The 24,073-nt window shown below is 70.9% G+C and carries 19 protein-coding genes; 11 read left to right on the top strand and 8 right to left on the bottom strand.

Translation table 11 applies throughout. The features are described 5' to 3' along the window. Positions 1-8: 8 nt before the first annotated feature. Positions 9-1,625 carry an ADP-ribosyltransferase domain-containing protein gene (locus BXA10_RS17905; protein WP_076471535.1) on the bottom strand — a complete coding sequence of 539 codons (1,617 nt, stop codon included), beginning with the start codon at positions 1,623-1,625 and terminating at the stop codon, positions 9-11. A 214-nt stretch (positions 1,626-1,839) separates the two neighbouring features. On the opposite strand from BXA10_RS17905, the gene BXA10_RS17910 reads away from it, so the two are divergent. Continuing rightward, positions 1,840-2,511: a macro domain-containing protein gene (locus BXA10_RS17910; protein WP_076471536.1), complete on the top strand. Its 672-nt coding sequence runs from the start codon at positions 1,840-1,842 to the stop codon at positions 2,509-2,511. A gap of 69 nt (positions 2,512-2,580) precedes the next feature. Here the strand turns inward: BXA10_RS17910 and BXA10_RS17915 are convergent, their stop codons facing one another. The 4 genes from BXA10_RS17915 to BXA10_RS17930 form a co-directional block, all read right to left on the bottom strand. Then, on the bottom strand, positions 2,581-3,882 hold the full coding sequence (locus BXA10_RS17915; RefSeq protein WP_217696793.1) for a vanadium-dependent haloperoxidase: 1,302 nt from the start codon (positions 3,880-3,882) through the stop codon (positions 2,581-2,583). A 139-nt stretch (positions 3,883-4,021) separates the two neighbouring features. Continuing rightward, positions 4,022-4,432: a hypothetical protein gene (locus tag BXA10_RS17920; protein ID WP_076471537.1), complete on the bottom strand. Its 411-nt coding sequence runs from the start codon at positions 4,430-4,432 to the stop codon at positions 4,022-4,024. Between the two features lie 130 nt (positions 4,433-4,562). Further along, complete coding sequence (gene prfH / locus BXA10_RS17925) at positions 4,563-5,240, bottom strand: peptide chain release factor H (RefSeq protein WP_076471538.1); 678 nt, start codon at positions 5,238-5,240, stop codon at positions 4,563-4,565. Further along, on the bottom strand, positions 5,237-6,418 hold the full coding sequence (locus tag BXA10_RS17930; protein WP_425436087.1) for an RNA ligase RtcB family protein: 1,182 nt from the start codon (positions 6,416-6,418) through the stop codon (positions 5,237-5,239). Before BXA10_RS17930 ends, prfH begins: the two co-directional genes overlap by 4 nt. 290 nt (positions 6,419-6,708) lie before the next feature. Between BXA10_RS17930 and BXA10_RS17935 the strand changes: the two genes are divergently transcribed. The 5 genes from BXA10_RS17935 (at position 6,709) to BXA10_RS17955 (ending at position 13,986) form a co-directional block, all read left to right on the top strand. Then, on the top strand, positions 6,709-8,235 hold the full coding sequence (locus BXA10_RS17935; RefSeq protein WP_076471540.1) for an alkaline phosphatase D family protein: 1,527 nt from the start codon (positions 6,709-6,711) through the stop codon (positions 8,233-8,235). 11 nt (positions 8,236-8,246) lie between these two features. Beyond that, positions 8,247-9,599, top strand: coding sequence for a hypothetical protein (locus BXA10_RS17940; RefSeq protein WP_245828300.1), 1,353 nt, complete (start codon positions 8,247-8,249; stop codon positions 9,597-9,599). 345 nt (positions 9,600-9,944) lie between these two features. After that, the gene (locus BXA10_RS17945; RefSeq protein ID WP_084752947.1) at positions 9,945-10,763 is read left to right on the top strand and encodes an alpha/beta hydrolase; all 819 of its coding nucleotides are present in this window, start codon (positions 9,945-9,947) and stop codon (positions 10,761-10,763) included. 188 nt (positions 10,764-10,951) lie between these two features. Beyond that, positions 10,952-12,919 (top strand): potassium transporter Kup, encoded by a 1,968-nt coding sequence (locus BXA10_RS17950; protein WP_076471541.1) that lies wholly within the window; start codon positions 10,952-10,954, stop codon positions 12,917-12,919. A 161-nt stretch (positions 12,920-13,080) separates the two neighbouring features. Then, positions 13,081-13,986: a siderophore-interacting protein gene (locus tag BXA10_RS17955; RefSeq protein WP_076471542.1), complete on the top strand. Its 906-nt coding sequence runs from the start codon at positions 13,081-13,083 to the stop codon at positions 13,984-13,986. A 106-nt stretch (positions 13,987-14,092) separates the two neighbouring features. On the opposite strand, the gene BXA10_RS17960 is transcribed toward BXA10_RS17955, so the two are convergent. The 3 genes from BXA10_RS17960 to BXA10_RS17970 form a co-directional block, all read right to left on the bottom strand. Next, positions 14,093-14,668: a Dps family protein gene (locus BXA10_RS17960; protein ID WP_076471543.1), complete on the bottom strand. Its 576-nt coding sequence runs from the start codon at positions 14,666-14,668 to the stop codon at positions 14,093-14,095. A 915-nt stretch (positions 14,669-15,583) separates the two neighbouring features. Next, a complete protein-coding gene (locus tag BXA10_RS17965) occupies positions 15,584-16,318 on the bottom strand; it encodes a hypothetical protein (protein ID WP_076471544.1) in 735 nt (244 codons plus the stop codon). A gap of 149 nt (positions 16,319-16,467) precedes the next feature. Next, a complete protein-coding gene (locus BXA10_RS17970) occupies positions 16,468-18,906 on the bottom strand; it encodes a hypothetical protein (RefSeq protein WP_084752952.1) in 2,439 nt (812 codons plus the stop codon). Between the two features lie 631 nt (positions 18,907-19,537). On the opposite strand from BXA10_RS17970, the gene BXA10_RS17975 reads away from it, so the two are divergent. The 5 genes from BXA10_RS17975 to BXA10_RS17995 all read left to right on the top strand — a co-directional run bounded on the left by BXA10_RS17975 (position 19,538) and on the right by BXA10_RS17995 (position 23,915). Then, positions 19,538-20,719, top strand: coding sequence for a low temperature requirement protein A (locus BXA10_RS17975; protein ID WP_076471545.1), 1,182 nt, complete (start codon positions 19,538-19,540; stop codon positions 20,717-20,719). A gap of 94 nt (positions 20,720-20,813) precedes the next feature. Continuing rightward, positions 20,814-21,887 carry an NYN domain-containing protein gene (locus BXA10_RS17980; RefSeq protein ID WP_076471546.1) on the top strand — a complete coding sequence of 358 codons (1,074 nt, stop codon included), beginning with the start codon at positions 20,814-20,816 and terminating at the stop codon, positions 21,885-21,887. Between the two features lie 95 nt (positions 21,888-21,982). Beyond that, on the top strand, positions 21,983-22,564 hold the full coding sequence (locus BXA10_RS17985; protein ID WP_139338032.1) for an RNA polymerase sigma factor: 582 nt from the start codon (positions 21,983-21,985) through the stop codon (positions 22,562-22,564). Then, positions 22,557-23,276, top strand: a complete 720-nt coding sequence (locus BXA10_RS17990) for a hypothetical protein (protein WP_076471547.1) — start codon at positions 22,557-22,559, stop codon at positions 23,274-23,276. The genes BXA10_RS17985 and BXA10_RS17990 overlap by 8 nt, the downstream gene beginning before the upstream one ends. Before the next feature lie 123 nt (positions 23,277-23,399). After that, positions 23,400-23,915 carry a hypothetical protein gene (locus tag BXA10_RS17995; RefSeq protein WP_076471548.1) on the top strand — a complete coding sequence of 172 codons (516 nt, stop codon included), beginning with the start codon at positions 23,400-23,402 and terminating at the stop codon, positions 23,913-23,915. Positions 23,916-24,073 lie beyond the last annotated feature (158 nt).

The following is a 24,073-nucleotide window of genomic DNA, read 5'->3' on the forward strand; positions in this document are numbered from 1 at the left end:
GCCGGTGCTCACGCCACCAGCCGCTGCTCGGCGAGCTCGGTGAGGCGTACCGTGCACAGGCCGCCGCGTTCCGCCTTCACCTCGGTCACCGTGAGCTGCGTGCCGGGCGCGAGGATGAACTCCTCCTCACCGGTGAACGCCGAGAACCGGCGGATGCCGACGGCCCGCGCGGGGGTCACCTCGAACAGCGTCCGCTTGCCGCGGTCGCCGAGGAACGCCCGAGCCACACCGAGCTTCGCCGTGCAGGACGAGACGCCCCACCACGTCACGGTGCGACCGAGCGGGTACTGGGCCCGCAGGTCCAGCGACACCCCGCGCCACAGCGGCTCGCGGCGGACCGGGAGCCGCGACACGGCCGAGAACAGCAGGCGCAGGTACGGCAGGTACGGCACGACCCGGCTGCGGTCCGGGTCGCGCAGCGCAGCGTTGATCTGCCGGTAGAACGTCGACTCGCACGTGTAGAGGTACAGCGCGGCGACCTCGTCGGCGGACAGACCGTCGACCGCATCTCCGGCGCGCTCCTCGCCGAACTGGTACGACTGCGTCACCTGCCAGTCGAGCCCGGGCAGGAGTTTCGCGACCGGGGCGACCGCCTCCCGGAAGTCCATCAGCGGGGTGTCGAACACGCCGGTGATCGCCGGTAGGACGAGGCCCTCGTCCTTGACGCTGGCGAGCCGGTCGAGGTAGAGCTTGTGCAGCTCCATGGTGGAGGCGATGAACGCGCCCATCCGGTCGGCAGTGCCCGCGTCCGCGCCACCGGAATGCGCCACCGCCGCGCTCCAACCCTCGCTGGGCAACCAGTCGACCTCGTCGGCCCCGAGCGCCCGCAAGGCGTCGTTCACCTCGGCGAAGTGGTCGCCGTCGCAGAAGATGTCGCCCTGCGCCGCCGGGTTGGGGTGGTCGATGTGCCGCACCTGCACCGCTGGGTACTTCTTCTCGAGGCGGAGCACGATCTTCTTCAGGTTGCGGGCGTGCGCCCCCCACCACGCGAACACCACGCCACGGTCGGCCTCGTCGGCGTTCTGTTTGGCGCGCAGGATCTCCTCGACGACCTTCTCGACGACCGGCTGCCAGAACGCGGTGTGACTCGCCGTGGCCAGCGCGCCGTCGCTGCTGGCGGTCAGCGCCGCGTTCAGCAGCAGTACGCCCTGCGTGAGCATCGCCTGGAACCACTCCGGTGGGGGCACCACGTCGTGCTCGCGCAGGAGGGCCCGGAGGTCGGCGATCGGCGTCTTCTTGGGGATGCCGTGCTTCCACATCGCCGCGGCCTTGATGATGCAGCGGATGCTCACGACCCTGCCGAACTGGCTGTCCGACCAGTCGTGGAAGGTGTTGTCGAACATCGCGATGCCGGTGGCGCTCTCCGGGCGTGGGTACGGGTTCTGCCCGAAGACGACCACCTTCCACTTCTCCGGTGGATTGGGCTTGAGCGCCTGGAAGGTCAGTTCCCGAACGGGCACGACGTGCGGGCCGCGGCTCGGACCGATGAAGGTGGCGGCGGCCGGCTGCGCCTCGATGACCGGTTTCAGCAACGGCAGCCACGGCTCGCCGCCGCCGGTGAACAGCCCGGCGAGGGCGAGCGGGTCGTTCGGGTCGGACGGGGTGGGACTGTTGGTGTCGCTCATCGTCGGGCTCCGAGGGGTGGGGGTCGTACCGGCGCGGCACGGATGATCACGGCGCGGGCATTGTGCCGTACGGCACCGACAGCCGACGAGCCCGACGCCCGGGCGGTTCTCGCGGCAGCTGATCGTTCGCCATCCATGCGCCGTCCACTGTGTCGGTGGGGGGCGTTATCTTGATCCACGTCGCTGATCCCCCCGTTCGACCTTGGAGTCCCCCATGCCCCTCGAAACCGGGAAACCGCTGCTCAAGGTGGTCCTGACCGACGTCAACGCGAAGGTGGTGCAAGCCTGGCAGGCCGCGTTCGCCGACACCCCGGAGGTGGAGATCCACGAGGGTTCGATCCTGACCCGGCGCGTCGACGCCTGGGTCAGCCCGACGAACTCTCGAGGGCTGATGGACGGCGGGGTCGACGCGGTCATCAAGCGGCACCTCGGGGCGGGCATCCAACTGCGTGTGCAGCGGGCGATCCGTGACCAGTTCGGTGGGTCGCTGCCGGTGGGCAGTGCGGTGTGCGTGCCGTCCGGGGCGACCAACCCGAAGTTCCTGATCTCGACGCCGACCATGGAGCAGTCGGCGCAGAACGTGAGCGAGACGTTGAACGTCGCGCTGGCGTGCGCCGCCGCGTTCCAGGCCGTGCATGTGCGGAACGCCGAGAGCCCGGGCAGCATCAGGTCGGTGGCGCTGGTGGGCCTGGGCGCGGCGACCGGCCGGGTGCCGGCGCGGGTCTGCGCCAACCTGATGTGGACCGGCTACACCCTCTTCAACGACCACCACTTCACCGACTACGACGAACTGCGGCAGACGATCCACGCTCAGCTGCACGACATCGACAGCCAGCCGGAGGACGTGCGGGTGCGCATCGAGCCGCCGACCCGCACCCGCGGCTGACGACGGCGCCGCCACGGTTCGTCGACGCGCCGGGAACGAGCGGCAGGCCCGACCCGGCGCGCCGGACTGCTACCCGACCGGGCGGAAGTGGTGCCGCACCGCGTAGCGGAAGACGGCCTCACCGAGCGCGGCACCGTCGACGTCCGCGCTGCGGAAGTGCACGCCGCCCCAGACCCGCGCACCGATGAGCTCGTCGAGCGCCTGGGAGAAGCTGGTGAAGTGCCGGGTCGTGCCGGAGTCCACGCTGGATCCGCTGAACGTCACGTCGTCCGTGCCGAAGAAGTGCCGGTACAGCGACATCCGGGCGCCGGTGCCGCAGGCGTGACCGGACGGGTACTCGGGGAAGGGCGGTGTGACGAGCAGCGGCGTCCAGTCCGGGTCCGCCGCCGTCCGAGGGTTGCCGTCGCTGCCGGCCTGCTGGATCGCGGTGACCGGACGCCAGTAGCTCCAGTACTCCTTCTGACTGAAGCAGGCAACGCCCGAGTCGGCCACGATGAGGTCGGTCATCGCGAAGAAGCGCGCGGTCTGCAGGGTGTCCAACCGTTGGGTGGTGGCGAGCTGACGTTTGATCTCCCAGGAGGCGGATCGCCGGTCGTGCCACCAGAGCGCGGCCTCGGTCTGATCCTGGGTGCGTACCGTGCTCGACGCCGCGCCCACCTGCTCGACCTCGGCTACCTCACGGGCGTACGCCTTGCTGGTCACCGGCGGCGGGCCGGGCGTGCGGAACAGCGACGCGCGGGGCAGCAGGAACGGACGCATGTGCCCCGTCCATGCCCCCTGGGACAGGAACAGCGGCGGCGTGGGACGCCAATCACCGGGCTCGGCGCCGACCGTCCACTGCTGGTCGCCGTACGCTCCGTCGTCCTGCCGTGCGGCGACCATCGCGGCGGCGGCCCGGGTCCCGACCCTGACGCCGCCCTGCTTCGGTGGGCCCTCGGGGATCACGCTGAGCGCTTCGTCGTACTCGGTCCGGAGCCGTTCCTGCTGGGCGGGGAAGAGAGCGGCGAGCACGCCGTGCGCGGCGGCGGCGACGGCCGCGTCCACCGACTCGCTGCCCCGGGCCGCCGGCGCGACCAGGTATGGCTGGTACGGCGTCCCCGCGATGGCGTTCACCGCGTCGTAGACGGCGCCGTTCACCATCGCGAAGCTGCGTACCTGCTCGTTCGGCTGCTGCGCCGCGACGTCCCAGATCGCCGTCTGCGCCCGCAGGTCCCAGGCGACGACGGGATTGGTCGTGCCGCTGCCGGAGGCCCTGGCCGCGGCGGCCGCCACCGGCATCGTGGCCATGGTCGCGACCAGCACGCCGAGCGCGAGGGCTGCGGTGGTGGTGCGGGACCAGAGTTTCCGGAGTGCCGGACGGTTGCTCGACATGGGTCCCCCGACGTTGATCAGCGGGCGGTGTGGCCGACGACGGGCGATCGCCGAGCGCGGGCAGCGCCGGATAATCAATCGACGATTGTGAACGTTAGCACGAGTTGCGCCATTGGTGTTCCCGGTGCCGTACGCCCACTCAGGGCACCGGCTCAGGACGCTCACCGACGGTGTCGCCGGGCAACGGCTCAGCCGGTGACGGCGGCTCCTTGACCGGGCCGCGGGCGATGATCGCCTGCTGGAGCGGGGTGTGCCGCAGCAGCCCGGAGTAGAAAACGACCGCCAGGCCGAAGTTCACCACCACCGCGTACGCCGTCTCCGCGACGTTGAACGCGGTGTCCGCCTCGACGGCGACCAGCCACGCCTCGAGGAAGGTCTTCACGGCCGACACGAGGAGCAGCACGAGGCCCTTGCGGAACGCTGACCAGGACGTACGCATGAACAGCGCCGCGACCAGCGGGAGCACGAAGGTCAGCGCCAACGACAGCACGCCGGCCAGGTTGGGGGCGAAGAGGTAGGTGGGCAGTTCGGGCAGGATGACGGAGTCCATCTTTCCTCCCTCGGGGCGAGAGGTTGTGCGCAAGATGGTCCCCGGCCCACCGTCTCTGTAGCGTCACGAAGCCGGGCCGGGACAGGCCGCCATGGCCCGCGGGACGGAAGACGACCGCCGGGCGGGACCGTCAACGCGGTGAGCGGGCGCCGCCGGCCTGTCGTCGTCGCTGCCGCGGGGCCTGGTCCTGACCCGACGGCAGCGGGCGTTCGATGCGGGTCGGGTTGCCGCGTACGAGTTCGTCGTGGATCCGCCACCGGTCGGTGAGCAGCTCACGCCGGTCGGCCTCGTCGCCGTCCTCGATGCGCTGCCGCAGCCGCTGAATGGCGATGCGACGGTTGAGGTTGAAGTGGCGCTCGGTGTCGACCACGACGACGAGGCCGGTGGGGCGGTGGGTGGCCCGTACGGCCGTGCTGGCCTTGTTCCGGTGCTGGCCGCCCGGGCCACCGGTCCGGCAGGCGACGACGTCGACGTCTGCCTCCGCGAACGTCGTCGTCGGGACGTCGAGCCGGCAAGGCCGGGCGACGACGTACCAGTTCTTGCGACCGGTGCTCGCCCGGTAAGGGCTGGGTGCCTGCCAGCACAGCGTGCCGGTCCACGAGGCGGCGAACTCCTCGGCCCCGCCGCCGTCGATCCGGATCAACGCGGACCGGTGGGTGTCGGGTCGCTCGCCGGGTACGGTCTCGACCCGCCGGGTCGGCAGGCCCCGCCGGGCGGCGTCGGCCTCCAGGCGGCCCAGCAGCCGGGTGAGCGCCCAGGCGCACTCCTGCGGGCCGCGGCCGGCGGAGAGGAGCAGGTGGACGCTCATCCGCGCCGCCGCCCACGGTGGCCGGCCCGGCGGTCGGACCGCGCCGCCGGGTCGGGCTCCGGCGTCTTGTAGGTCACCAGCGGGATGGTGGTGGCGACGGGGGTGGCCAGGTCGTGCTCGACGAGGTCGGCGACGACCCGCTCGATGCGCTTGTACGCCGAGGGCGCCTCCTCGAAGAGCAGCTGCCGTTCACCGCACACCACCACCGAGCCGACCGGGGTGCGGCGCAGCTCCTCGACCGTGTGCTTGGCCCGGCCGCGGCGCAGCGCGTCGGCACGGGACATCTTGCGGCCCGCGCCGTGGGCCACCGAGTGGTTGGCCTCTGGGCCGGCGTGCGCGGCCACCAGGTAGGACGGGGTGCCGCGGGTGCCGGCGATCAGCACGTCGCGGCCGTCACCCGGCGCCGCGCCCTTGCGGTGCAGGTACCGCCCATCGCGGATCTCGACGAGGTTGTGGCACTCGTCAACGACCGGTTCGGTGGGTTCGGCGCCCAGCGCGTGGGCGACTCGGGCGGCGAGCAGTCGCCGGTTGAGTGATCCCCACCGCACGGCCTCGTCGTGCGAGGTCAGGTAGGCGGCGACGTCGGCGGCCGGGCCGGCGCCGTGGACCTCGGTGTGCGCGCGCAGGATCCGCTCGCCGAGCCCGCGGGAGCCGCTGTGCACGACGAGCACGAGATCTCCGGTGGCGAGCCCGAGACGGGCCGCGTGGTCCGGCTCGAAGACCGTACCGACCCGCGCCAGCTCGACGAAGTGGTTGCCCCGGCCGACCGTCCCGAGACCGTCGAGATGGCCGGCGGGAATCTCGCCCGCCACCACCGCCCAGGCCGGGTCGTCGGCGTCCCGCTCCGGGTCCAGCGGCTGGTCGAGGTCGGGAAACCGGGTGGCGAGCTTCTCGGGTACGGCCCGCTTGAGTTTGATCGGGAACACCGCGATGCCGCAACCGATGTCGGAGCCCACCAGGAACGGATACAGCACGGTGGACGACATGGCAGCGCCGATGGGCGCGCCCTTGCCCGGATGCAGGTCCGGCATGCCGGCTACGTGGATCATGCCGTCGAGCGCGGCCACCTGCTGGCACTCCCGGAGCGCATCCGACTCGATCCAGCTCTCGGGCGAGGCGAACACGGTGACGGTGGCGGGGGCGGACGGTGGAAGGGGGCCCGAAGGGGAGGCGTGCAGAGACAAGGACGCTCACTTTTCGCTGAGAGGGGGAGCGGGCGGACGACCGTACGGCGCCGGTCGTGTCACGGCGCCTCGGGGAGACTTGGCTGCTGTCCGTCAGTACCTCATGGGCACCACCTTCGTGGAACCCGTCGATCTCGGCAATCGAATTTCGACCCGGTGGTGGGGACGGCCGCTGCCGGCTCCTGGGGCGGACACCGAACCGCCTTGGAGCGGACAGCAGCGCGTCACTTGAGATTCCGGAGGCGAACGTCCGCGGTTCATCGACGGTCGCGAAAGTACCGGCCATGACAAGGCTGAGCCGTCGCATGTTCGTCCTCGGTGGACTGTCCGCCGCGGGCGCCGCGTTGGCACCCGCGGCGGGTGCCCGAGCCGCGGTGCCGTACCCCTTCAAACTCGGTGTCGCGTCGGGTGATCCGGCGCCGGACAGCGTCGTCCTCTGGACCCGACTGGCGCCCTCGCCGCTGAACGCCGACGGGCAGGGCGGTATGGCGAACGCGGACGTGACAGTCGAATGGCAGGTGTCGACCAGTTCGAGCTTCTCCTCGCTGGTCGCCTCCGGCTCCGTCGTCGCCCGCTACGCCGACGCGCACTCGGTGCACATCGTCGCCGGCGGGCTCGCCGCCGACTCCGACTACTACTACCGGTTCCGGGCCCAGGGCCACATCTCCCCGGTCGGCCGCACGCGTAGCACCCCGGCGCCGGGCACCTTCGGCCGCGACCTGGTGATGGCCTTCGCCTCCTGTGCCCACTACGAGTCGGGCTACTACACGGCCTACCGTCGGCTGGCCGAGGACAGCCCGGGCCTGGTCCTGCACCTCGGCGACTACATCTACGAAGGCGGCACCAACACGTCCGCCGTACGACAGCACGTCGGCGGTGAGATCGTGTCGCTGGCGGACTACCGCCGCCGCTACGCCCTCTACAAGTCCGACCCGGATCTGCAGGCGGCGCACGCGGCGGCGCCCTGGCTCGTGGTGCCGGACGACCACGAGGTGGAGAACAACTACGCCAACATGGTCCGTGCCGACAGCAGCCCGGTGCTGACCACCGCGCAGTGGACCGCCCGGCGCACCGCGGCGTACCGGGCCTACTACGAGAACATGCCCCTGCGGCCGACCTCAACGCCGTCCGGCAACAGCATCCCGCTGTACCGGCGTATCCGGTGGGGGCAGCTCGCCACCTTCCACATGCTCGACACCCGGCAGTTCCGGGACGACCAGGCGTGCGGCGACGGCTGGAAGGTCTGCGCGGACGCCGATCTGGCCGCGCGGTCGCTGACCGGCGCGGCCCAGGAGACGTGGCTGCTCGACGGGCTGGCGCAGCGCTACGCCACCTGGGACATCCTCGGGCAACAGGTGTTCTTCGCCCGCCAGCTCGACGCGAACGGGGCGGCGAACATGGACGCCTGGGATGGCTACCGTGCCTCCCGCGCCCGGATCCAGACCGGATGGCAGCAGCGCGGTGTACGCAACCCGGTGGTCCTCACCGGCGACGTGCACAACTCCTGGGCGAACGAGCTCAAGGCCGACTACGCCAACCCGTCGTCGGCCACGATCGGCACCGAGCTGGTCTGCACCTCGGTCACCTCGGGCGGTAACGGCAGCGCCGGCACCACCATCCCGAACGCGGCGGCCAACCCGCACCTGAAGTTCTACTCGAACCGCCGCGGCTACGTCCGTACCACGATCAGCCGCAGCCAGATCCGAGCGGACTTCCGCGCGGTGGACACGGTGACCGAACACGGCGCGGCGGCTGCCACGGTCCGCTCGTTCGTCATCCTCGACGGCCAGCCCGGCCTGCAGGCCGGCTAGGAGGAGAGAACATGTCGATGTCTGCCTTGACCTCGCTGCTCGTCGCGCCCGTGTTGGCGCTACCCGGTGCGGCCGGCGTCGTCCCCGCTGCGGCACACACCAGCGCGCCCGTCGCGATGAGCGCCGAGGCTGTCACCTGGACCACGGCGAACAGCGCCTCCGCCGGCGACCAGGACCTGTCCGCCGTCGCCATGAACCGCAACGGCCAGGTGGCGGTGGTCTGGGAGGACGACCGGGACAGCGCCACCCCCGAGGACGACACGCACAGCGAGATCTACCTGCGCATGTTCCGCGACGGCACGCCGGTGTACGAGGTGAAACTGTCCGGCGGCGGCACCAGCGGCGCCGCCTGGCGGCACATCAGCCCGGATGTCGGGCTCGACGACCGGGGCAACGCGGTGGTGGCCTGGGCGGCCGACGGCGACGGCAACGGCGTCTACAACATCCAGTACCGGGTGGTGTCGCCCGCCGGCGCGGTACTCGGCTCGGGCCAGGCCAACGCGAGCGACGCCGGGCAGCAGATCTGGCCGAAGGTGGCCGTCGACCCGGACGGCGCACCCAACAACGCCGCCGCGGTCGGGTTCACCGTGGTCTGGGAAGACGTACAGGGAACCGCCCCTGCCACCGTCCGGGCCGCCGGGTTCACCGCCGCCACGACCAAGGCCTACGAGGTGACGGCGTCCCAGACGACGGGCACGCACCACCGTCCCGACGTGGCGGTGTCCGGGTCCGGCGAGGCGCTCGTGGTCTGGGACGAGGATGCCGACGCGAACGGCTCGTACAACATCGGGCTGGCCCGGTTGGCGCGATCCAACGGGCCCGTGGTGCTGTCCCGGCGAACGGCCAACGCGCAGAGCGGCGGGCAGCAGCAGCGCGCCTCGGTCGCGGCGAACTTCGCAGGTGACTTCACGGTGGCGTGGGAATCCGATCACACCGGCACCCGGGGCGTCTGGGAGCGCTCATTCACCGCCGCCGGCACCGCACGGCACGCCGAGGTCCAGGTCTCCACCGGCACCGGAGCAACCGCACCCGGCGTCGGTATCGACGACCAGGACGACGTCGTCGTGGGATGGACGGTCGGGGGCGCCGACCCGGACGTCTGGGCTCGCGGCCTGAATCCGGACGGTACGACCACCGGACGGCTACCGGCCCAGGCGTTGAGCCAGACCACGACCGGTCGGCAGGACCAGATGGTGGTCGCCGCTTCGCCGTGGGGCGAGGTGAGCGTCTGCTACACCGACGACAACGACGGGAACTCCTTCAACCAGGTGCTGCTCGGCCTGGGCGCGACGAACTCCACCTGGCAGATGTCCGCGGCGGAGCTGCGTCGGCTGAAGTCGCGAGCCGCAGCCGCGGCGCGCTGACCGTACGGACGCAGCGGACCGGCTCGGTGACCTGCGCCGGGAACCAGGTCACCGAGCCGGTCGATCCCAGCCGGGTTTCGGCCGATCGGCAGCTCCGCGCACCGGGTGGAGACCCGGTCGGGGGGACAAGTCGGTGGGTTACCGCGCCTCGCACGAACACCGGGTTCACCGGGCGTTAGAGTACTGAGCCGCCCTTGGCATCGCCTTCGGTCCTTCCTGGCGGGCCGGCCCGACGGCGGCTGCGGCTGTCGCCGTGCCGACCTTGAGGTCCGCCCCGTCGACGCGGCGAACCCGGGCGCGCCGGTCATCTGATCACCGATCAGTCGTCGACGGAATGAGAGGCTCATGGCTCCCTTTGATGCGTCCGAACTCCGCGAAGGCTCACGCCGGCGAGCCGCCGACCGTCCCCGCGGTCCGGAACTGACCAGCGTGGAAGACGTCGAGGGGCCGAACGGTCTGCGGCTGCGCCACTACCGCCCGGCGGAGCGGGCGCGGCCGCAGGTGGTGTTCGCGCACGGCGGTGGCTTCGTCCTGGGTGACCTTGACACCCATGACCGCCTCTGCCGGCGCCTCGCCGACGCCTGTGACGTGGAGGTGCTGGCCGTCGACTACCGGCGCGCGCCCGAACACCGCTATCCCGCCGCCATCGACGACGTGGTCGCGGCGCTGCGCTGGGCCCGGCCCGCCGCGGTCGCCGGCGACAGCGCCGGTGGCTACCTGGCAACCATGGCCTGCCTTCGGCTGCGGGACGCGGGCGAGCAGCTGCCCGCCGCGCAGATCCTGTTCTTTCCCAACACCGACCTGACACTCTCGCAGCCGAGCGTCGTCGAAGAGGGCTCCGGTCACGCGTTGGACACCGACTTCCTCACCTGGGCCGTCGAGCAGTGGACGCCCGAGGCCACCGACAGGGCCGCCGCCAGCCCGCTGCTGACGCCCGACCTGCACGGCATGCCGGACACGATCATCGTGACCGCCGAGCACGATGCTCTGCGCGACGAGGGAAACGCCTACGCCCGTCGGCTCGCCGAGGCCGGGGTGCGCGTACTGCACCGCCAGGAGCCCGGCCTGGAGCACAACTTCGTCCAGCAGGATGCGACCTCCCCGGAAGCCGCCGCCGCCGACGACCGGGTGTTCGCGGACATCAGGACCCTGCTTCAGCTCTGAGCCGGGCAGCCCCGCAGTCCGAATGCTCGGGCGCCCGTTCGGCGGATCGACTCCGCAGGCCGACGCGTCTCTCCCTGACCAGCCGCCGGACCCGCCGTTCTGCCGGTAATGTGCCGATATGCCGACGTCCGGCATCTGGTGCCCTGGGCGTCCAGCCGGTGTCGTCGCCGGCCACAGGGGGGAGCGCCGTGACCGAGCGGCAGCAACCGGGCGTGCCCGAGACCGGACCGGCGGCGCGGCCGTTGGGGGCCACCAGCGCGGCCGCGCGCGACAGTGTGCGACTCGCGCTGGTCATCGGCGCGCTGGGGGTGGTGTTCGGCGACATCGGCACCAGCCCGATCTACGCGATGCAGACGGTGTTCAACCCGAGCGATCCGCATCCCGTCCCGATCAGCACGCAGAACGTGTTCGGGGTGGTTTCACTGGTGTTCTGGACCGTGATGATCATCGTCACCGTCACCTACGTGCTGCTGGCGTTGCGCGCCGACAACGACGGTGAGGGCGGCATCATGGCCCTCATCACCCTGCTGCGCCGCAACGTACGACGTGGTGGGCCAGCCGTGCCGGTGCTCGTGGCGCTCGGCATCTTCGGCGCCGCGCTGTTCTTCGGCGACAGCATGATCACTCCGGCGATCTCCGTGCTCTCCGCCGTGGAGGGTCTCAAGGTCGTCGAACCGTCGCTGGCGGAGCTCGTCCTGCCCATCACCGTGGTGATCATCGCGGCGCTGTTCGTCGCGCAGCGCCGAGGGAGCGCGGCGGTCGGTCGCCTCTTCGGGCCCATCATGATCGTCTGGTTCGTCACCGTCGCCGCCTGCGGAGTGCGGGGCATCACCCAGCATCCGGACATCCTCAAGGCGCTCTCGCCGACCTACGCGTTGGGGTTCCTGGCCGGCCGCTTCGAGGTCGCGTTCTTCGCCCTCGCGGCCATCGTGCTCGCCGTCACCGGCGCCGAGGCGCTCTACGCCGACCTGGGGCACTTCGGTCGTCGGTCGATAACCCGAGCCTGGCTCGCCCTGGTGTTCCCCGCGTTGACGTTGTGCTATCTCGGCCAGGGCGCGTTGATCCTCAAGGACCCGAGCAACATCAGCGGACCATTCTTCCTGCTCGCGCCCGACTGGGGTCGGCTGCCGCTGACCCTGCTCGCCACCGTCGCGACCGTCATCGCCTCCCAATCCGTGATCACCGGTGCCTTCTCGGTCGCCTCGCAGGCCGCGGAACTGGGCTACCTCCCCCGGCTTCGGATCCTGCACACCTCGGAATCCACTGTCGGCCAGGTCTACGTGCCGTGGGTCAACTGGCTGCTGATGGTCGCGGTGCTCACCCTGGTCCTCGCCTACGGCAGCTCGGCGGGGCTCGCCTTCGCGTACGGCATGGCGGTGACCGCGACGATCACGATCAGCACCTTCCTCCTGTTCTATCTCGGCCGCTGGAAGTGGAAGGTCCCACTGTGGCTGCTCGGCCTGGGCGCGGTGCCGCTGCTGGTGTGGGACCTGCTGCTGCTGGGGGCGAACGCGACCAAGCTGCTGCACGGTGCGTGGGTGCCACTGCTGATCGGCCTCGCCGCGTTCACCATCATGACGACGTGGAAACGCGGACGCGAGATCGTCACCTCGGAACGCCAGCGACACGAGGGCTCGCTGCGTGAATTCGTCGACGATCTACGCAGCGACGGCAAGCTCGCCCGGCGTGTTCCCGGAACGGCCATCTTCCTCAACCGCGGCAAGGAGACCGTGCCGCTCGCGATGCGCGCCAACGTCGAGCACAACCACGTACGCCACGAGCACGTGGTGATCCTCTCGATCGAGACCAAGCCGGTGCCCCGGGTCTCCGTGGACCAGCGGATCGTCGTCGACGACCTCGGCTACTCCGACGACGGCATCACCCATGTGAGCGCCTACTTCGGCTATATGGAGACCCCGGACGTGCCCGAGATGCTGAAGCGGCTGAACGCCAGTGACGTCGAGGGGCGGATCGAGGCCGACGAGGCGTCCTACTTCCTGTCGAAGATCGAGCTGCGCGCCGGCGGCCGGCCGACCATGCCACGCTGGCGCAAGCGGCTGTTCATCACGACCTCGTTCATCACCGCCGACGCCGCCGAACACTTCTGCCTGCCACGCGATCGCACGGTCATCATGGGTTCGTACATCGAGGTGTAGCCGCAGGCCGGGCCGGGAGCTCGCAGATCGGCCGACAGGTCGATGTCGGAGCGAGCGGTGCCGGATGCAGTGCCTACCGGATCCCGGATCTTCCTCTCATGACCGATGAAGGTTAGGCTACCCTAACTTTGATCGGCGCCGTTCCGACCCAGAGAGGCACCATGACCGAGACCCTGCCCATCGCGCCCTGGCGTGTCTTCACCGTCGAGGTCCGGGCCGTGCACCGGCTGAGCCCGTCGTTCGTGCGGGTAACGTTCACCGGCCCCGACCTCGACCGGTTCGCCGACAACGGCTGGGACCAGCGGATCAAACTGGCGCTGCCGTTGCCCGGCCAGCGCGGGGTACGGCTGCCGGACGGTCCCGACTGGTACGCGCAATGGCGAGCCCTGTCCGAGGAACAGCGCAACCCCGTCCGCACCTACACCGTGCGGGCCGTCCGTCCACACCTGGCCGAGGTCGACATCGACCTGGTCCTGCACGGCGACGGCGGCCCGGCCACTCGATGGGCACGGCGGGCCCGGCCGGGCGACGAGATCGCGCTCGTCGGCCCGGACGCCGGCTACCCCGGTGACCACGGCGGCATCGAGTTCCGGTTGCCGTCGACCGGTCGACTGCTGCTCGCCGGGGACGAGACCGCCGCGCCGGCGATCGCCGCGATCCTTGAGCGCCTCCCGCTGGACGCGTCCGGCCGGGCGCTCATCGAGGTGCCAGAGGCCGCGGACACGCTCCCACTGGTGACGCCACCCGGTGTCGAGCTGACCTGGCTACCGCGCGGCTCCGGCGGGTACGGCAGCCTTCTCGTCCCAGCCGTCGCCGCGGCCACCGGCGACCTGATCACCGCTTCCGCCGAGCCCGCCACCGGCCCGGACGACGACGTCGACGTGGACACCGAGATCCTCTGGGAGGTGCCCGCCGAGGCGCCCTCGTCGCCGCTGTACGCGTGGCTGGCCGGGGAGGCGGGGGTCATCCGCACGTTGCGCCGGCACCTGGTGGGGGAGCGGGGCCTCGACCGGCGCGCGGTCGCGTTCATGGGCTACTGGCGGCTCGGGCGCGCCGACGTCGCGTGACGTGACAGGTGTCCTGTCCGTCGAACCGGGGGCAGGACAGGCGGCGCACCGCGTCCACCCGGGCCACGGACTCCCGGGCCGCCGCGTCGGCCCGCCGGGCCGGAGCTCAGGCGCGTACGGCCGGCGTGTCCACGAGGTGCTCGGCGATGAACCAGGCCTGCAACTCGTTGGTGCGAATCACGTTCGACACCAGCAGATCGTTGCTGCCGTCGTCACCGGCTTCGGCGACCCGGGCTGCCGCGTCGTGCGCGTCCGTCAGGATCGTCTCGTGCGTCTCGAGCAAGCGGGACAGCATCCCGGGAACCTCCTCGACGCCGTCGGGCGGCCGGGGAACCCGGGTCAGCTCGGCTACGTGTCGCGGGTCGCCGACCGCGACGCCGCCGAGCGTCTGTACCCGTTCGGCCAGCATGTCGACCAGTTCGAGCTGCTCGTCGGCGTGTTTGTCGAGCAGGAGATGCAGCTGGTAGAACGTGTGCCCCCGCATGAGCCAGTGGTACTTCTTGTACAGCGCGTGCAGGATGCGGGTGTCGGCGAGGACGCGGTTCAACCGTTCGCACGAGTACAACCGCGCCTCGTACGCGAGGGCGACCGGCAGCTGCCGGACGGTACCGAAGGCCTGAATCTCCCGCCCGTGCTGATGTAGGCGGGGTTGGCTGTCCGCGGTGTTCGGCTGTCCGGTCACGTCGCCTCCTCGATGCTCATCGGCCCGCCCTGCTGCGCAAATGCCCGGCGAGACCGCGCCGGCGGGTCCACCCGCACCCGTCATCGTCCACAGGACTTCGGCACGGTCCCGGCCCGGCGCGTCGATCGTCACGAGGACGCGCCGGGCCGGCCGCGGTATGAGAGCGATGGACGATCCACGGTGCGGGTGGCCGCGCGAAGGTGGCTGACGCAGGGCAGACATCGGCTCTGCCAACACTCTCGCGGTTCGGGTCCCGTCGGGGCGCTGCCCGCGCCCTGTCACTCGTCCGGGCTACCGGTGAACAGCCGAGCGTCAGCACGGCCATCTCAACGGCTTCCTGGTACCGAGTGCCGGATCCTGGCCCGGTCAGCCGGGGACCGGATCCGGTCGCCGGGACGATGAGCGGGTCGGCGGATCGGCCGTTGCCGGCTGAACGAAAGTGCTTCAATCCGGCGAAGGATGTCCAAGCCTGCTAAGACGACCAGGCGCACCGTCGAGGAGCCCGGGATGCAGTTGACCGCCGCTGACAACCACGCCGAAGGGCTGCGGGACGCTGGGTGCGTTGAAGGCCGGCTTCGCCGTAGCGGGCGCGGCGGCCATCGCGTACGCCGCCTACTGCGGTAACCGGATCGGTCGCCTCGCCGAGGAGGCTCACCGGCGCGGTGAGAGGGTCGAGGTCCGCGACGCGCACTGCCGACCGCGGAGACTCCCGCCGAGATCGCGGCCTGGCAGCGGAGACAACGGCTGGTGCAGTTCCTGGTGCCGGTGCTGGCCGGCGCGAACATCGCCTGCGGCTCGTACCTGGTGCAGTCGTACCGGATGGGAGCGACCGGCAGGGGAGTGCTCCGCCGGCTACTGCCGGAATGAGCGAAGACTCACCGGCGCTCCCGGAGGCGCGTCGGTCGCCGGCAGGAACTACAGGTCCGCGCACCCCGTCTCGTCGGGCAGCAGCGGACGCGGCGCCACCTGCCACACCTGCCCCGCACTGCTCCAGCGCACGGCGGCGTCGGCGGTGCCGGCCGCCCGCCGCGCGATGTCGAGGTCGGAACCCCGCAGCACGAGGCAGGTGGAACCGGCTGACGTCGCGCCCAGCGGCTCGCCGGCCAGGGCCGGCAACGGCCACGGCCGGGCCGGTTCCGCCGGATCGGCGGGGGTGGCCACGATCGCGACGGCGGTCGGCTCGTACGGCACCGGCGGTCCGTCGGCGTGCCGGGCGAGCGCCGCCAGCAGCCGCGCGGCCGCCGGGTCGGCTCGGTCCAGCGTGACGCTGTGCCGCCCGCCGGCCCTGCCGACGGTCACCTGGACGACGGGCCCGTCCGGGATGTCCGCCGCGGGTCCGTCCGGCAACGCGGTGGCCGCACCGTACAGCTCGCGTACCCCGTCCGGCGCGACGGTGTCCTCGTGCAGCTGCGGCCACCCCTGTGAGGGCCCGTCCGAAGCGCTGATCAGACGGCCGTCACCGAACAGGGAGTAGCGCGGGGGCACGGCCGCCACGCCACCGGGTGGCAGCATGCCGGGCAGCTCGCTCAGGCGCAGCACCAGTGTCGTCGCGCCTGGCGGTGGCGGTGACCCGCCGCCACCGCTTTCGCCGCAGCCCGCCACGGCCGTCATCGCGGCGAGCGCCGCCAGCAGGGCAAGCAGTCGGTGCATCTGTCGCCTCCCGGGTCGGGTCAACGCCGGTCGGACGCGACGGCGTGAGCACTGGTTCCGTGTAATTCGGGACGGATCGCGTACGGCTCCCGGACAGCGGTCCGGGAGCGCCGCGACGGGCGCTCCCGGACCGGTCGGAGATGTAGCGGTCAGGCCCGGGAGAGCGTGTAGTTCCCGGAGCCCGCCTTGTTGATCACGACCACGCCGTACCAGCCGCTGACGGTCGGAGTGAAGGTGATCGTCTCGGTCGCGCCGGCGCCACCGGCCGTGGCGGAGGCCACCGCACCCGAGCGGGGACGGATCCAGGTGGCCGAGTTCGCGTCGCTGCCCATGAGGAACAGCTCGGCGTCCTGACCGGCGTTGGTGGCCGCCACCGAGAGGGTGACCGGCACCCCGGCGGTGAGGTACGTGTCCCGTACGGTGACCACGTTGTTCGTGCCCATGCTGATCGTGCTGCTGCCGACGCTCAGCACGGCACCGCCCTGGGCGAGTTCGACCCGGTAGCCACCGCCGCCGGACCAGTTCGTGACCCGCGGGTAGTAGTCACCCAGCGCCCGGCGGTTGGAGTCCACCGCCACGAAGTCGATGGTGGTGCCGCCAGCCGCGCTGCCGCTCAGGTAGGCGCCCTGCGCCCGGTCGTCGTAGAGCTGCAGGTCCAGATCGCCGGAGTTGGGCTTGAGCGCGACCACCGACCAGTAGTTCCACGAGGTCGAGTAGCCGAAGTTGTGCGGCGGCGTCGGCGTCGGGCGGACGAGCGGGGCGTAGTTGCCCAGCGGGTCCCGGAACTGGTAGTCGATGGTGTTCTGGTAGAGCGAGGCGAGTGCGCCGGAGTCGGCCACGTTGAAGCCGTCCGCGGTCCGGTGGGACCAGAAGTTCGCGAACGTCGTGGAGTTGTGCAGCCGGGAGGTCGTCCAGATGTTCCACGGCCCCTCGCCGTACCGGTCCCAGGTCGCCTCGTTCGCCGAGTCGGTGATGTCGATCAGCGCGGCGGCGACCCGACCCTCGGTGGTGTCGCCCTCGCCCCAACCGTTGCCCCAGCTCGCGTTCTCCAGGTTCAGCGAGGCGCCGTTCGGCCACCGGAAGAACGGGTCGTTGTAGACGGTGGCCGGGAACCACTCCGCCCAACCCTCTGTCCAGGCGCAGCCGGCCGAACTGGCGCCGGTCACGCTGTGCGGGTTGCAGTTCGGCGCGGCGGGGAAGCTGTCGTTGTAGAGGTCGTCCATCACCGCGTGGCCGATCTCGTGCACCACGGTGGTCGGCGCGTTCGGGTCGTCGGCGGCCAGGTGGACCTGGTTGCCGCCCAGGTCGTAGTACGTGCCGTCGGTCGAGTCCGGTGCCCAGTTGATGACCACCTGGCGGCAGCTCGCGTCGTCCTGGTCCCAGCACAGGTTGTTCGGCTTCGGAACCCACAACCACGCGTCGTTCGCGGAGTCGTAGGCGTGCAGACCGCGCTGCAGCGCCCCGTCGCCGGCGGTGAGCGAACCGAGGTTCAGGGTGCTGCCGGTGGGCACGTCGTTCGTCGTCCCGGTCTGGAACGTCAACGGGTTGCCACCGCGCTGCACCTGCCACAGGGAGTTCGAGGTGAGGAAGCGGACGTAGATGTCGGCGTTTCCGCTGTCCGGGAAGCCCTCGACCTTCGAGTCGAAGCAGATGTTGTAGTTCCCGGCGCCGTCCGTCACGCCGGTGGCGAGCAGCGAGTCACCGAAGACGTCATCGTCCCAGACCTGCACCTGCATGTTCATCTGGTTGTGCCAGGTGCCGTTCTGATCCTGGAAGCTCCAGTTCCCGGCCACGCGGGTGTCGCACGGCGCCTGCGGGCCGATCACCTTGAGCCCCTTGGCCCGCGCCTCGGCCTGCGCCGGTCCCGTCACGTTCTGGGCGCCGACGCTCTTCGGCGTCTGCCCGGACGGCCGCGGCGCCCGCTCCGTGGTGGGTACGCGCATGGTGGCGTTGTCGCCCGCCGGGACCGGGTGTCCGAGCCGGGACGCCCCCGACTTCCCCGCGATGGTCAGGAAGACGTCGTCCTGGCCGGCCTGGACGTCCTTGCCGTACGGCGCGGTCGCTCGGGCCTGGATCTGCACCTGCCCCGCCTTGACCGCCCGTACCACGCCGCTGAACGCGACACTGTCGCCGGCCCGCAGGGTGCGGGTCGTCCGCGCCACGGAGATGGCGCCGGCCCGCTCCGGTTGGACGCTGCTGCGCTTCTGCACGCCCAGCTCGGCCGGCGCCTGCACCCACTCCAGTTCGGCCGGCAGGGCGACGCTGATCTCGCTAGGCCCGATCTTCCTGGCGGCGCGTACGGCGACCCGCAGTGTCGCGGTCTCGCCCACCGCGGGCGTCCGGTCGAGCTTCGCCTCGACGCCGAGGCAGCTCAGGTGCTCGTCCTTCGCGCTCTTGCCGGCTGACGGCCGCAACCCGCACTGCTCGCCCTTCGCCAGTTGATAGGCCGGCGTGGTGCGAGCCTTCGCGTCCTCGCCCGGGTCCCCGGCGTACGCGGGACCGATCCCTCCCACGAGCGCCACCACGGCACCCGGCACGATCACGGCGAGCGCCGTTCTCGCGGGCCTGGTGGCCTTCCTACCGAACATTGATGCTCCTCCCCACGGGTGGGCCGAATTCGGCCCTGTGCACCGGGCCGCGATTCGGGCCCGAAGAGAGCATCGGTTTTCCGGGTCGTTCGGCAAAGCCTTTGACCGGTTAGTGACATGCGGTCGAAGCTAAATTGACTGAGCGGAACGAATGGGGGGTCCGGTCGGCTTGAAAGGCGACCCGTGTCGTCCGATCATCCAATTCTGTGCGTGAATCCGGGGTCGACCGGATCGGATGTCATCTCTCCGACAATGCACCGTCGCATCGATGACTGCCGCATGTAATCGCTGCTAGCGGTTCCGCAGGTGGGCGTGGCGTGCCCGGCCCCGGGCCCCGGATCGCCGTCGCTGGGATTCGCGCGGCACGGATTTCGCGACGCAACAGATCCTGCGCCGGAAAGCGAAAGGGCCGCAGTCGCGGAAGTGAGCGGAATTGACGGGAAGCCGACCTGCGGGGAATTTTGTTCGCCGTGTGGCTGCAACTCACAGCAGAGCCGGCGCGCGTGCTGGCACGGCTCCCCGCGACCCTACGGGACGACTCGTCGACCGGTGCACGTGCGGCTCCACCCGTTCGGGTGGTCTGCCGAGTTCCCACCTCGGCACGGAGGTCCGGAGCGGTAGGACGCAGGTGATGGGGGACGAACAGCCAGGCGGGCTACTCAGGGCGCCCCGGGAACGGCAGCCGGTGGGCCTCCTGGAGCTCTTCTTCGACCTGGCGTTCGTCTTCGCCTTCACCCAACTCTCCCGAAAGCTGACCTCGGAGCTGACCTGGACGGGGGCGTACCAGACGCTCGTGCTGCTCCTCTCGGTGTGGTGGGTCTGGAGCCTTGCGGCGTGGCTCACGAACCGGTTGAACCCTCGCCACCCCACCGTCCAGGCGGTCGTCCTGGGCACGATGATCGCCAGTATCGCGATGGCAGCCCTTCTGGCCGACGCCTTCGACGAGCGCAGCATCGTATTCGCGAGCGTTTACGTCGTACTCCAGATCGCGATGGCGCTCTTCTTCGGCGTCGCCCTGCCCCAACCGGAAAGGCGCATCGGCTGGCGACTACTCATCTGGTCCACCGGCACCGGCCTGCTCTGGATCGCGGGCGGTGTCACCGGCGAGGCCGCACGCGCCGTGCTCTGGACCCTCGCCGCGGCGATCAATTACGCCGCGTTCACCCTCCGGTTTCCCGCCCCACGGCTCGGGCGGATAACCGCACCCGAGTGGCCCGTCGCCGCCGAGCACATGGCGGAGCGGCACCGCCAACTCTTCATCCTCGCCCTCGGCGAACTGATCCTCGTCACGGGACTCACCTTCACCCGGACGGACTTCACCGCCGACCGGATCGGCGCCTTCGCGGCCTCGATCCTCACCACCGTGCTCCTTTGGAGGATCTACGTCTTCCGCGCCGGAGAACTACTTTCCGAAGCCATCGACGTCGCCGCCGATCCGATACGGCTGGCCCGCCCCATGGCACTCGCCCACCTGACGATGGTGGCCGGCGTGGTCGTCACCGCGGTCGGCGACGAACTCGTCATCACCCAACCGCTCGGCCACAGCGACCCGGCGTGGGTCGCCGTCCTTGTCGGCGGACCCGCGCTGTTCATCGTGGGACGGGCACTCCTGGAACACACGGTCTTCCGTCGGGTTTCGCCAGACCGACTGATCGCCCTGCTCACCCTGCTCGGGCTGGCGGCACCGCTGATGTTCGCCCCACCACTGCTGGCCGCTGTCGTCCCCGCCGCTGTCCTCGCCGCCGTCGTCCTCTCCGATGCGTGGGACGCGCGAAAGCACCCGCCAGCCCCACCAGGGGACAGGCGGTCGTAGCGGGACGCGTGCCGGGAAACCGCCTGACCGATAGGTGCTCGGAACCGACGGATCACACGATCAACGTTCAAAGCCGGCGCGCTAGGCTGCCTGCGTGGATCAAGAAGACCGGATTGCCCTGTTCCTCGACTACGAGAACCTCGCCCTGGGGTTCCGTGACCACCACGGCGGAACGGCGTTCGACTTCCGACCCGTCGCCGACGCCCTCGCCGAGCGGGGACGCGTGGTGGTTCGCCGGGCGTACGCGGACTGGTCGTACTTCGACGAAGACCGGCGCATGCTCACCCGCAACCACGTCGAACTCATCGAGATACCCCAGCGGATGGGGGCCTCCCGCAAGAACGCCGCAGACATCAAGATGGCGGTCGACGCCGTGGAGCTGGCCTTCGAGCGGGACTACATCTCGACCTTCGTCATCTGCACCGGCGACAGCGACTTCACGCCGCTGGTCCACAAGCTCCGCGAGCTCAACAAGCGCGTCGTCGGCGTCGGCGTGGAGAAGTCCACCTCGGCGCTGCTGCCTCCCGCCTGCGACGAGTTCCTCTTCTACGACCGCCTCGAGGGCGTCGAGATCCCGCCCCCGCGGGCCCGCCGTACCCCGGCCGGTGCCGCCACCCAGGAGCCCCGGCAGGCGGTGCAGGCGGCCGAGCCCCAACCCGCGGTCGAGGAGTCCGTACGTGACGTCGAGGCACTCGCCGCGCTCGTGGCGCAGACGGTCGCCGGCCTGCAAGGCAGCTCCGGCGGCGAGGTGACCGCCTCGCGGCTGAAGCGGACCCTGCTGCGGAAGGACCCCACGTTCAGCGAGTCCGACTACGGCTTCCGGACCTTCGGCGAGCTTCTGCGTCACCTCGCCGCGCACAACGTCATCGAACTGGCCGAGGGGCCCGCGAAGGGTGACCCCGAGGTGTCCCTGCCCGAGCACGGCGACCGGGAGACGGCCTTCGGGCTGCTCAGATCGGTAGTCGCCGACCTGGCGGGCGAGGGCGGAGCGGTGGCCCTCTCCGGCCTGAAGGATCAGCTCCGTCGGGCCCGGCCCGACTTCAGCGAGAAGAAGCTCGGCTACCGCAGCTTCCTGCAGTTCTGCAAGGCGGCCGCCACGGCCGGCGCCGTTGCCCTGTCGTGGCACCCCGACGCCGACGACTACCTGCTCACGCCGCAGAGTCCCTGACCACCGCACCGAGTAACCGGTGCGGGAGTTGACGGCACGGCCGGATTCCCGCCGGAAAGTCCGTCGAGTGGAACCGGTACGCCGCGCGCGGTGTCATGAGTGTGACCGAGCCGGAGGTTCCACTGGACGACGACGAGTCCGTCAAGCGCGCGCAGCACGGTGACCTGGAGGCGTACGAACTCCTGGTCGCCCGGCACACCGCGTCCGCGTACCGGACGGCGGTCCTGCTCGGCGCCGGTTCGGACGCGGAGGACGTCGTCCAGGAGGCGTTCGTGAAGGGATACCGCAAGCTCGCCCGCTACCGGGGAGAGTCGTCCTTCCGGTCATGGCTGCTGGCCATCGTGGCGAATGAGACCCGCAACCTGCACCGGTCCCGCACCCGGCGCGACGGCCTCGTCCTGCGGGCGGCGGCCGCCGACCCGGACCCGGCGATCGAGGGGGACAGCGCCGTCGGCGCCGTACTCGCCGCCGAGCGTCGGACGATGCTGGTGGAGGCGCTCCGCCGGCTGCCCGCGAAGGACCGCGAGGTGATCGTCTGCCGGTACTTCCTCGACCTCAACGAGGACGAGACGGTGACGATGCTCGGCTGGCCACGCGGCACCGTCAAGTCGCGGACGTCCCGGGCGCTCGCCAAGCTACGCGCCATGCTCGACCTCCAGGAGGTCCGTCATGGATGACCTCGAGAGACAGTTGCGCGACCTGTCCCCGTGGCTGCACACGCCGGAAACGCCCGACGTGACCGCCCGCGTACGCGCCCGGCTCGCCGTACCCGCGCCGCAGCCACGCCGATGGCGCTACTACCTCGCCGCGCTGCTGGTCGCGCTGCTCGTCGGGTTGCTGCCGCCGGGACGGGCCGCCCTCGCCGGGGCCGTGACGGGGTTGCTGCGGTTCGCCGGCGTCACCATCGAGACCGCGCCCGCGCCGGAGCCGCCCGCGGGTGCCCCTTCGCCGCTGCCGTCCCAACGGTCCCTGCCCCTCGACGAGGCGCAGGGGAAGGTGCGGTTCCCGCTGCGTGGACCGGCCGCACTGGGAGCGCCCGAGCAGGTGCTGGTGGCCGACCCGGACAGCACTGGCGCGTACCGGGTGGCGTCGCTGCTCTATCGCGGGGGCACCCTGCGTCTCGACGCGTTCGACGGTCGAGTCGACCCCGTCTACCTGAAGCGGATCAGCGGCCCGGGGACCGAGTGGGTACAGGTGAACGGGGCGTTCGCCATCTGGGTCGCCGGCCCGCACGAACTGACCTATGTGGACCGATTCGGGGTGACCCGGGTGGAGACCGCGCGGCTTGCCGCCTCGACCCTGATCTGGGAGGAGGCGGGTGTGACCTACCGGCTCGAGAGTGATCTTCCCAAGGCGGAGGCCGTCGGGATCGCCGCCTCCGTGTGGTAGCGGAGTGGGCCGCCCGACGGCAACGCCGGTCCGGGTACGGAACCTGAGGCGCTCGACCGGTGTCCGGACAGTGGCGGGCAACCGCCTGCCATCGGCGGGCCGGGCGTTCAACGGGAGGGCGAGATGGGTGTGTGGCGAAGGTTCCTGCTTCCGGCGTCGGTGATTCTGCTGGCCGGCTGCACCACGACGACCGGGCCGACCGAGCCCGCGTCCGTGCCGGTTGCGACCCCGGCCGGTGGCGCCGGGACCGGCTGCGACTCGCGGATCGAGACCGGGTCCCTGCCCGAGTGGGCGCGCACCGGGTTCAGCGGAGACGCCCGGATGCCGCACGTCATGGGCGACAACGGTGACATCGTCGCGGCGCTGTTCGGTCATCCCCTGAGGTTGAACAGGACGGACGGATCGAGTAACAAGGTTCTCTGGGTCTCCCGTCCTGCCGTCAACTCGCCCGATCCGACGGTGTCGCCCGACCTGGAGATCACCGCCATCCTGGCCGGCACCGACACCCGGGTGACCCGGGAGGTCACCGGCGGTCCGGGCCCATCGAGCCTCGATCTGCCGCAGGCGGGCTGCTGGCGGCTCGAGCTGCACTGGTCGGGGCACACCGACACGATGGACCTGGTGTACGCGGAGAGCTAGTGGACGCCCCGGCCGACGGCCGTCGGCCGGGGCAGCCACGATGGTGGCGCACGTTCCCTGACAACCCGTCAGTATTGGTGTGCGTCGATCGGGTGTTCGGTCTGTCGATGCGGCCTGCCTGGCGGATATGACGTCATGTGATTGCTTGATTGCCATGC

This window comes from Micromonospora avicenniae (assembly GCF_900156065.1).
Taxonomy (GTDB): domain Bacteria; phylum Actinomycetota; class Actinomycetes; order Mycobacteriales; family Micromonosporaceae; genus Micromonospora; species Micromonospora avicenniae.

What these genes read in the sequence shown, in the direction of transcription:
- BXA10_RS17905 (WP_076471535.1), bottom strand. Translation starts at nt 1,625, where the DNA reads ATGAGCGACACCAACAGTCCCACCCCGTCCGACCCGAACGACCCGCTC.
- BXA10_RS17910 (WP_076471536.1), top strand. Translation starts at nt 1,840, where the DNA reads ATGCCCCTCGAAACCGGGAAACCGCTGCTCAAGGTGGTCCTGACCGAC.
- BXA10_RS17915 (WP_217696793.1), bottom strand. Translation starts at nt 3,882, where the DNA reads ATGTCGAGCAACCGTCCGGCACTCCGGAAACTCTGGTCCCGCACCACC.
- BXA10_RS17920 (WP_076471537.1), bottom strand. Translation starts at nt 4,432, where the DNA reads ATGGACTCCGTCATCCTGCCCGAACTGCCCACCTACCTCTTCGCCCCC.
- prfH (WP_076471538.1), bottom strand. Translation starts at nt 5,240, where the DNA reads ATGAGCGTCCACCTGCTCCTCTCCGCCGGCCGCGGCCCGCAGGAGTGC.
- BXA10_RS17935 (WP_076471540.1), top strand. Translation starts at nt 6,709, where the DNA reads ATGACAAGGCTGAGCCGTCGCATGTTCGTCCTCGGTGGACTGTCCGCC.
- BXA10_RS17940 (WP_245828300.1), top strand. Translation starts at nt 8,247, where the DNA reads ATGTCGATGTCTGCCTTGACCTCGCTGCTCGTCGCGCCCGTGTTGGCG.
- BXA10_RS17945 (WP_084752947.1), top strand. Translation starts at nt 9,945, where the DNA reads ATGGCTCCCTTTGATGCGTCCGAACTCCGCGAAGGCTCACGCCGGCGA.
- BXA10_RS17955 (WP_076471542.1), top strand. Translation starts at nt 13,081, where the DNA reads ATGACCGAGACCCTGCCCATCGCGCCCTGGCGTGTCTTCACCGTCGAG.
- BXA10_RS17965 (WP_076471544.1), bottom strand. Translation starts at nt 16,318, where the DNA reads ATGCACCGACTGCTTGCCCTGCTGGCGGCGCTCGCCGCGATGACGGCC.
- BXA10_RS17970 (WP_084752952.1), bottom strand. Translation starts at nt 18,906, where the DNA reads ATGTTCGGTAGGAAGGCCACCAGGCCCGCGAGAACGGCGCTCGCCGTG.
- BXA10_RS17975 (WP_076471545.1), top strand. Translation starts at nt 19,538, where the DNA reads ATGGGGGACGAACAGCCAGGCGGGCTACTCAGGGCGCCCCGGGAACGG.
- BXA10_RS17985 (WP_139338032.1), top strand. Translation starts at nt 21,983, where the DNA reads ATGAGTGTGACCGAGCCGGAGGTTCCACTGGACGACGACGAGTCCGTC.
- BXA10_RS17990 (WP_076471547.1), top strand. Translation starts at nt 22,557, where the DNA reads ATGGATGACCTCGAGAGACAGTTGCGCGACCTGTCCCCGTGGCTGCAC.
- BXA10_RS17995 (WP_076471548.1), top strand. Translation starts at nt 23,400, where the DNA reads ATGGGTGTGTGGCGAAGGTTCCTGCTTCCGGCGTCGGTGATTCTGCTG.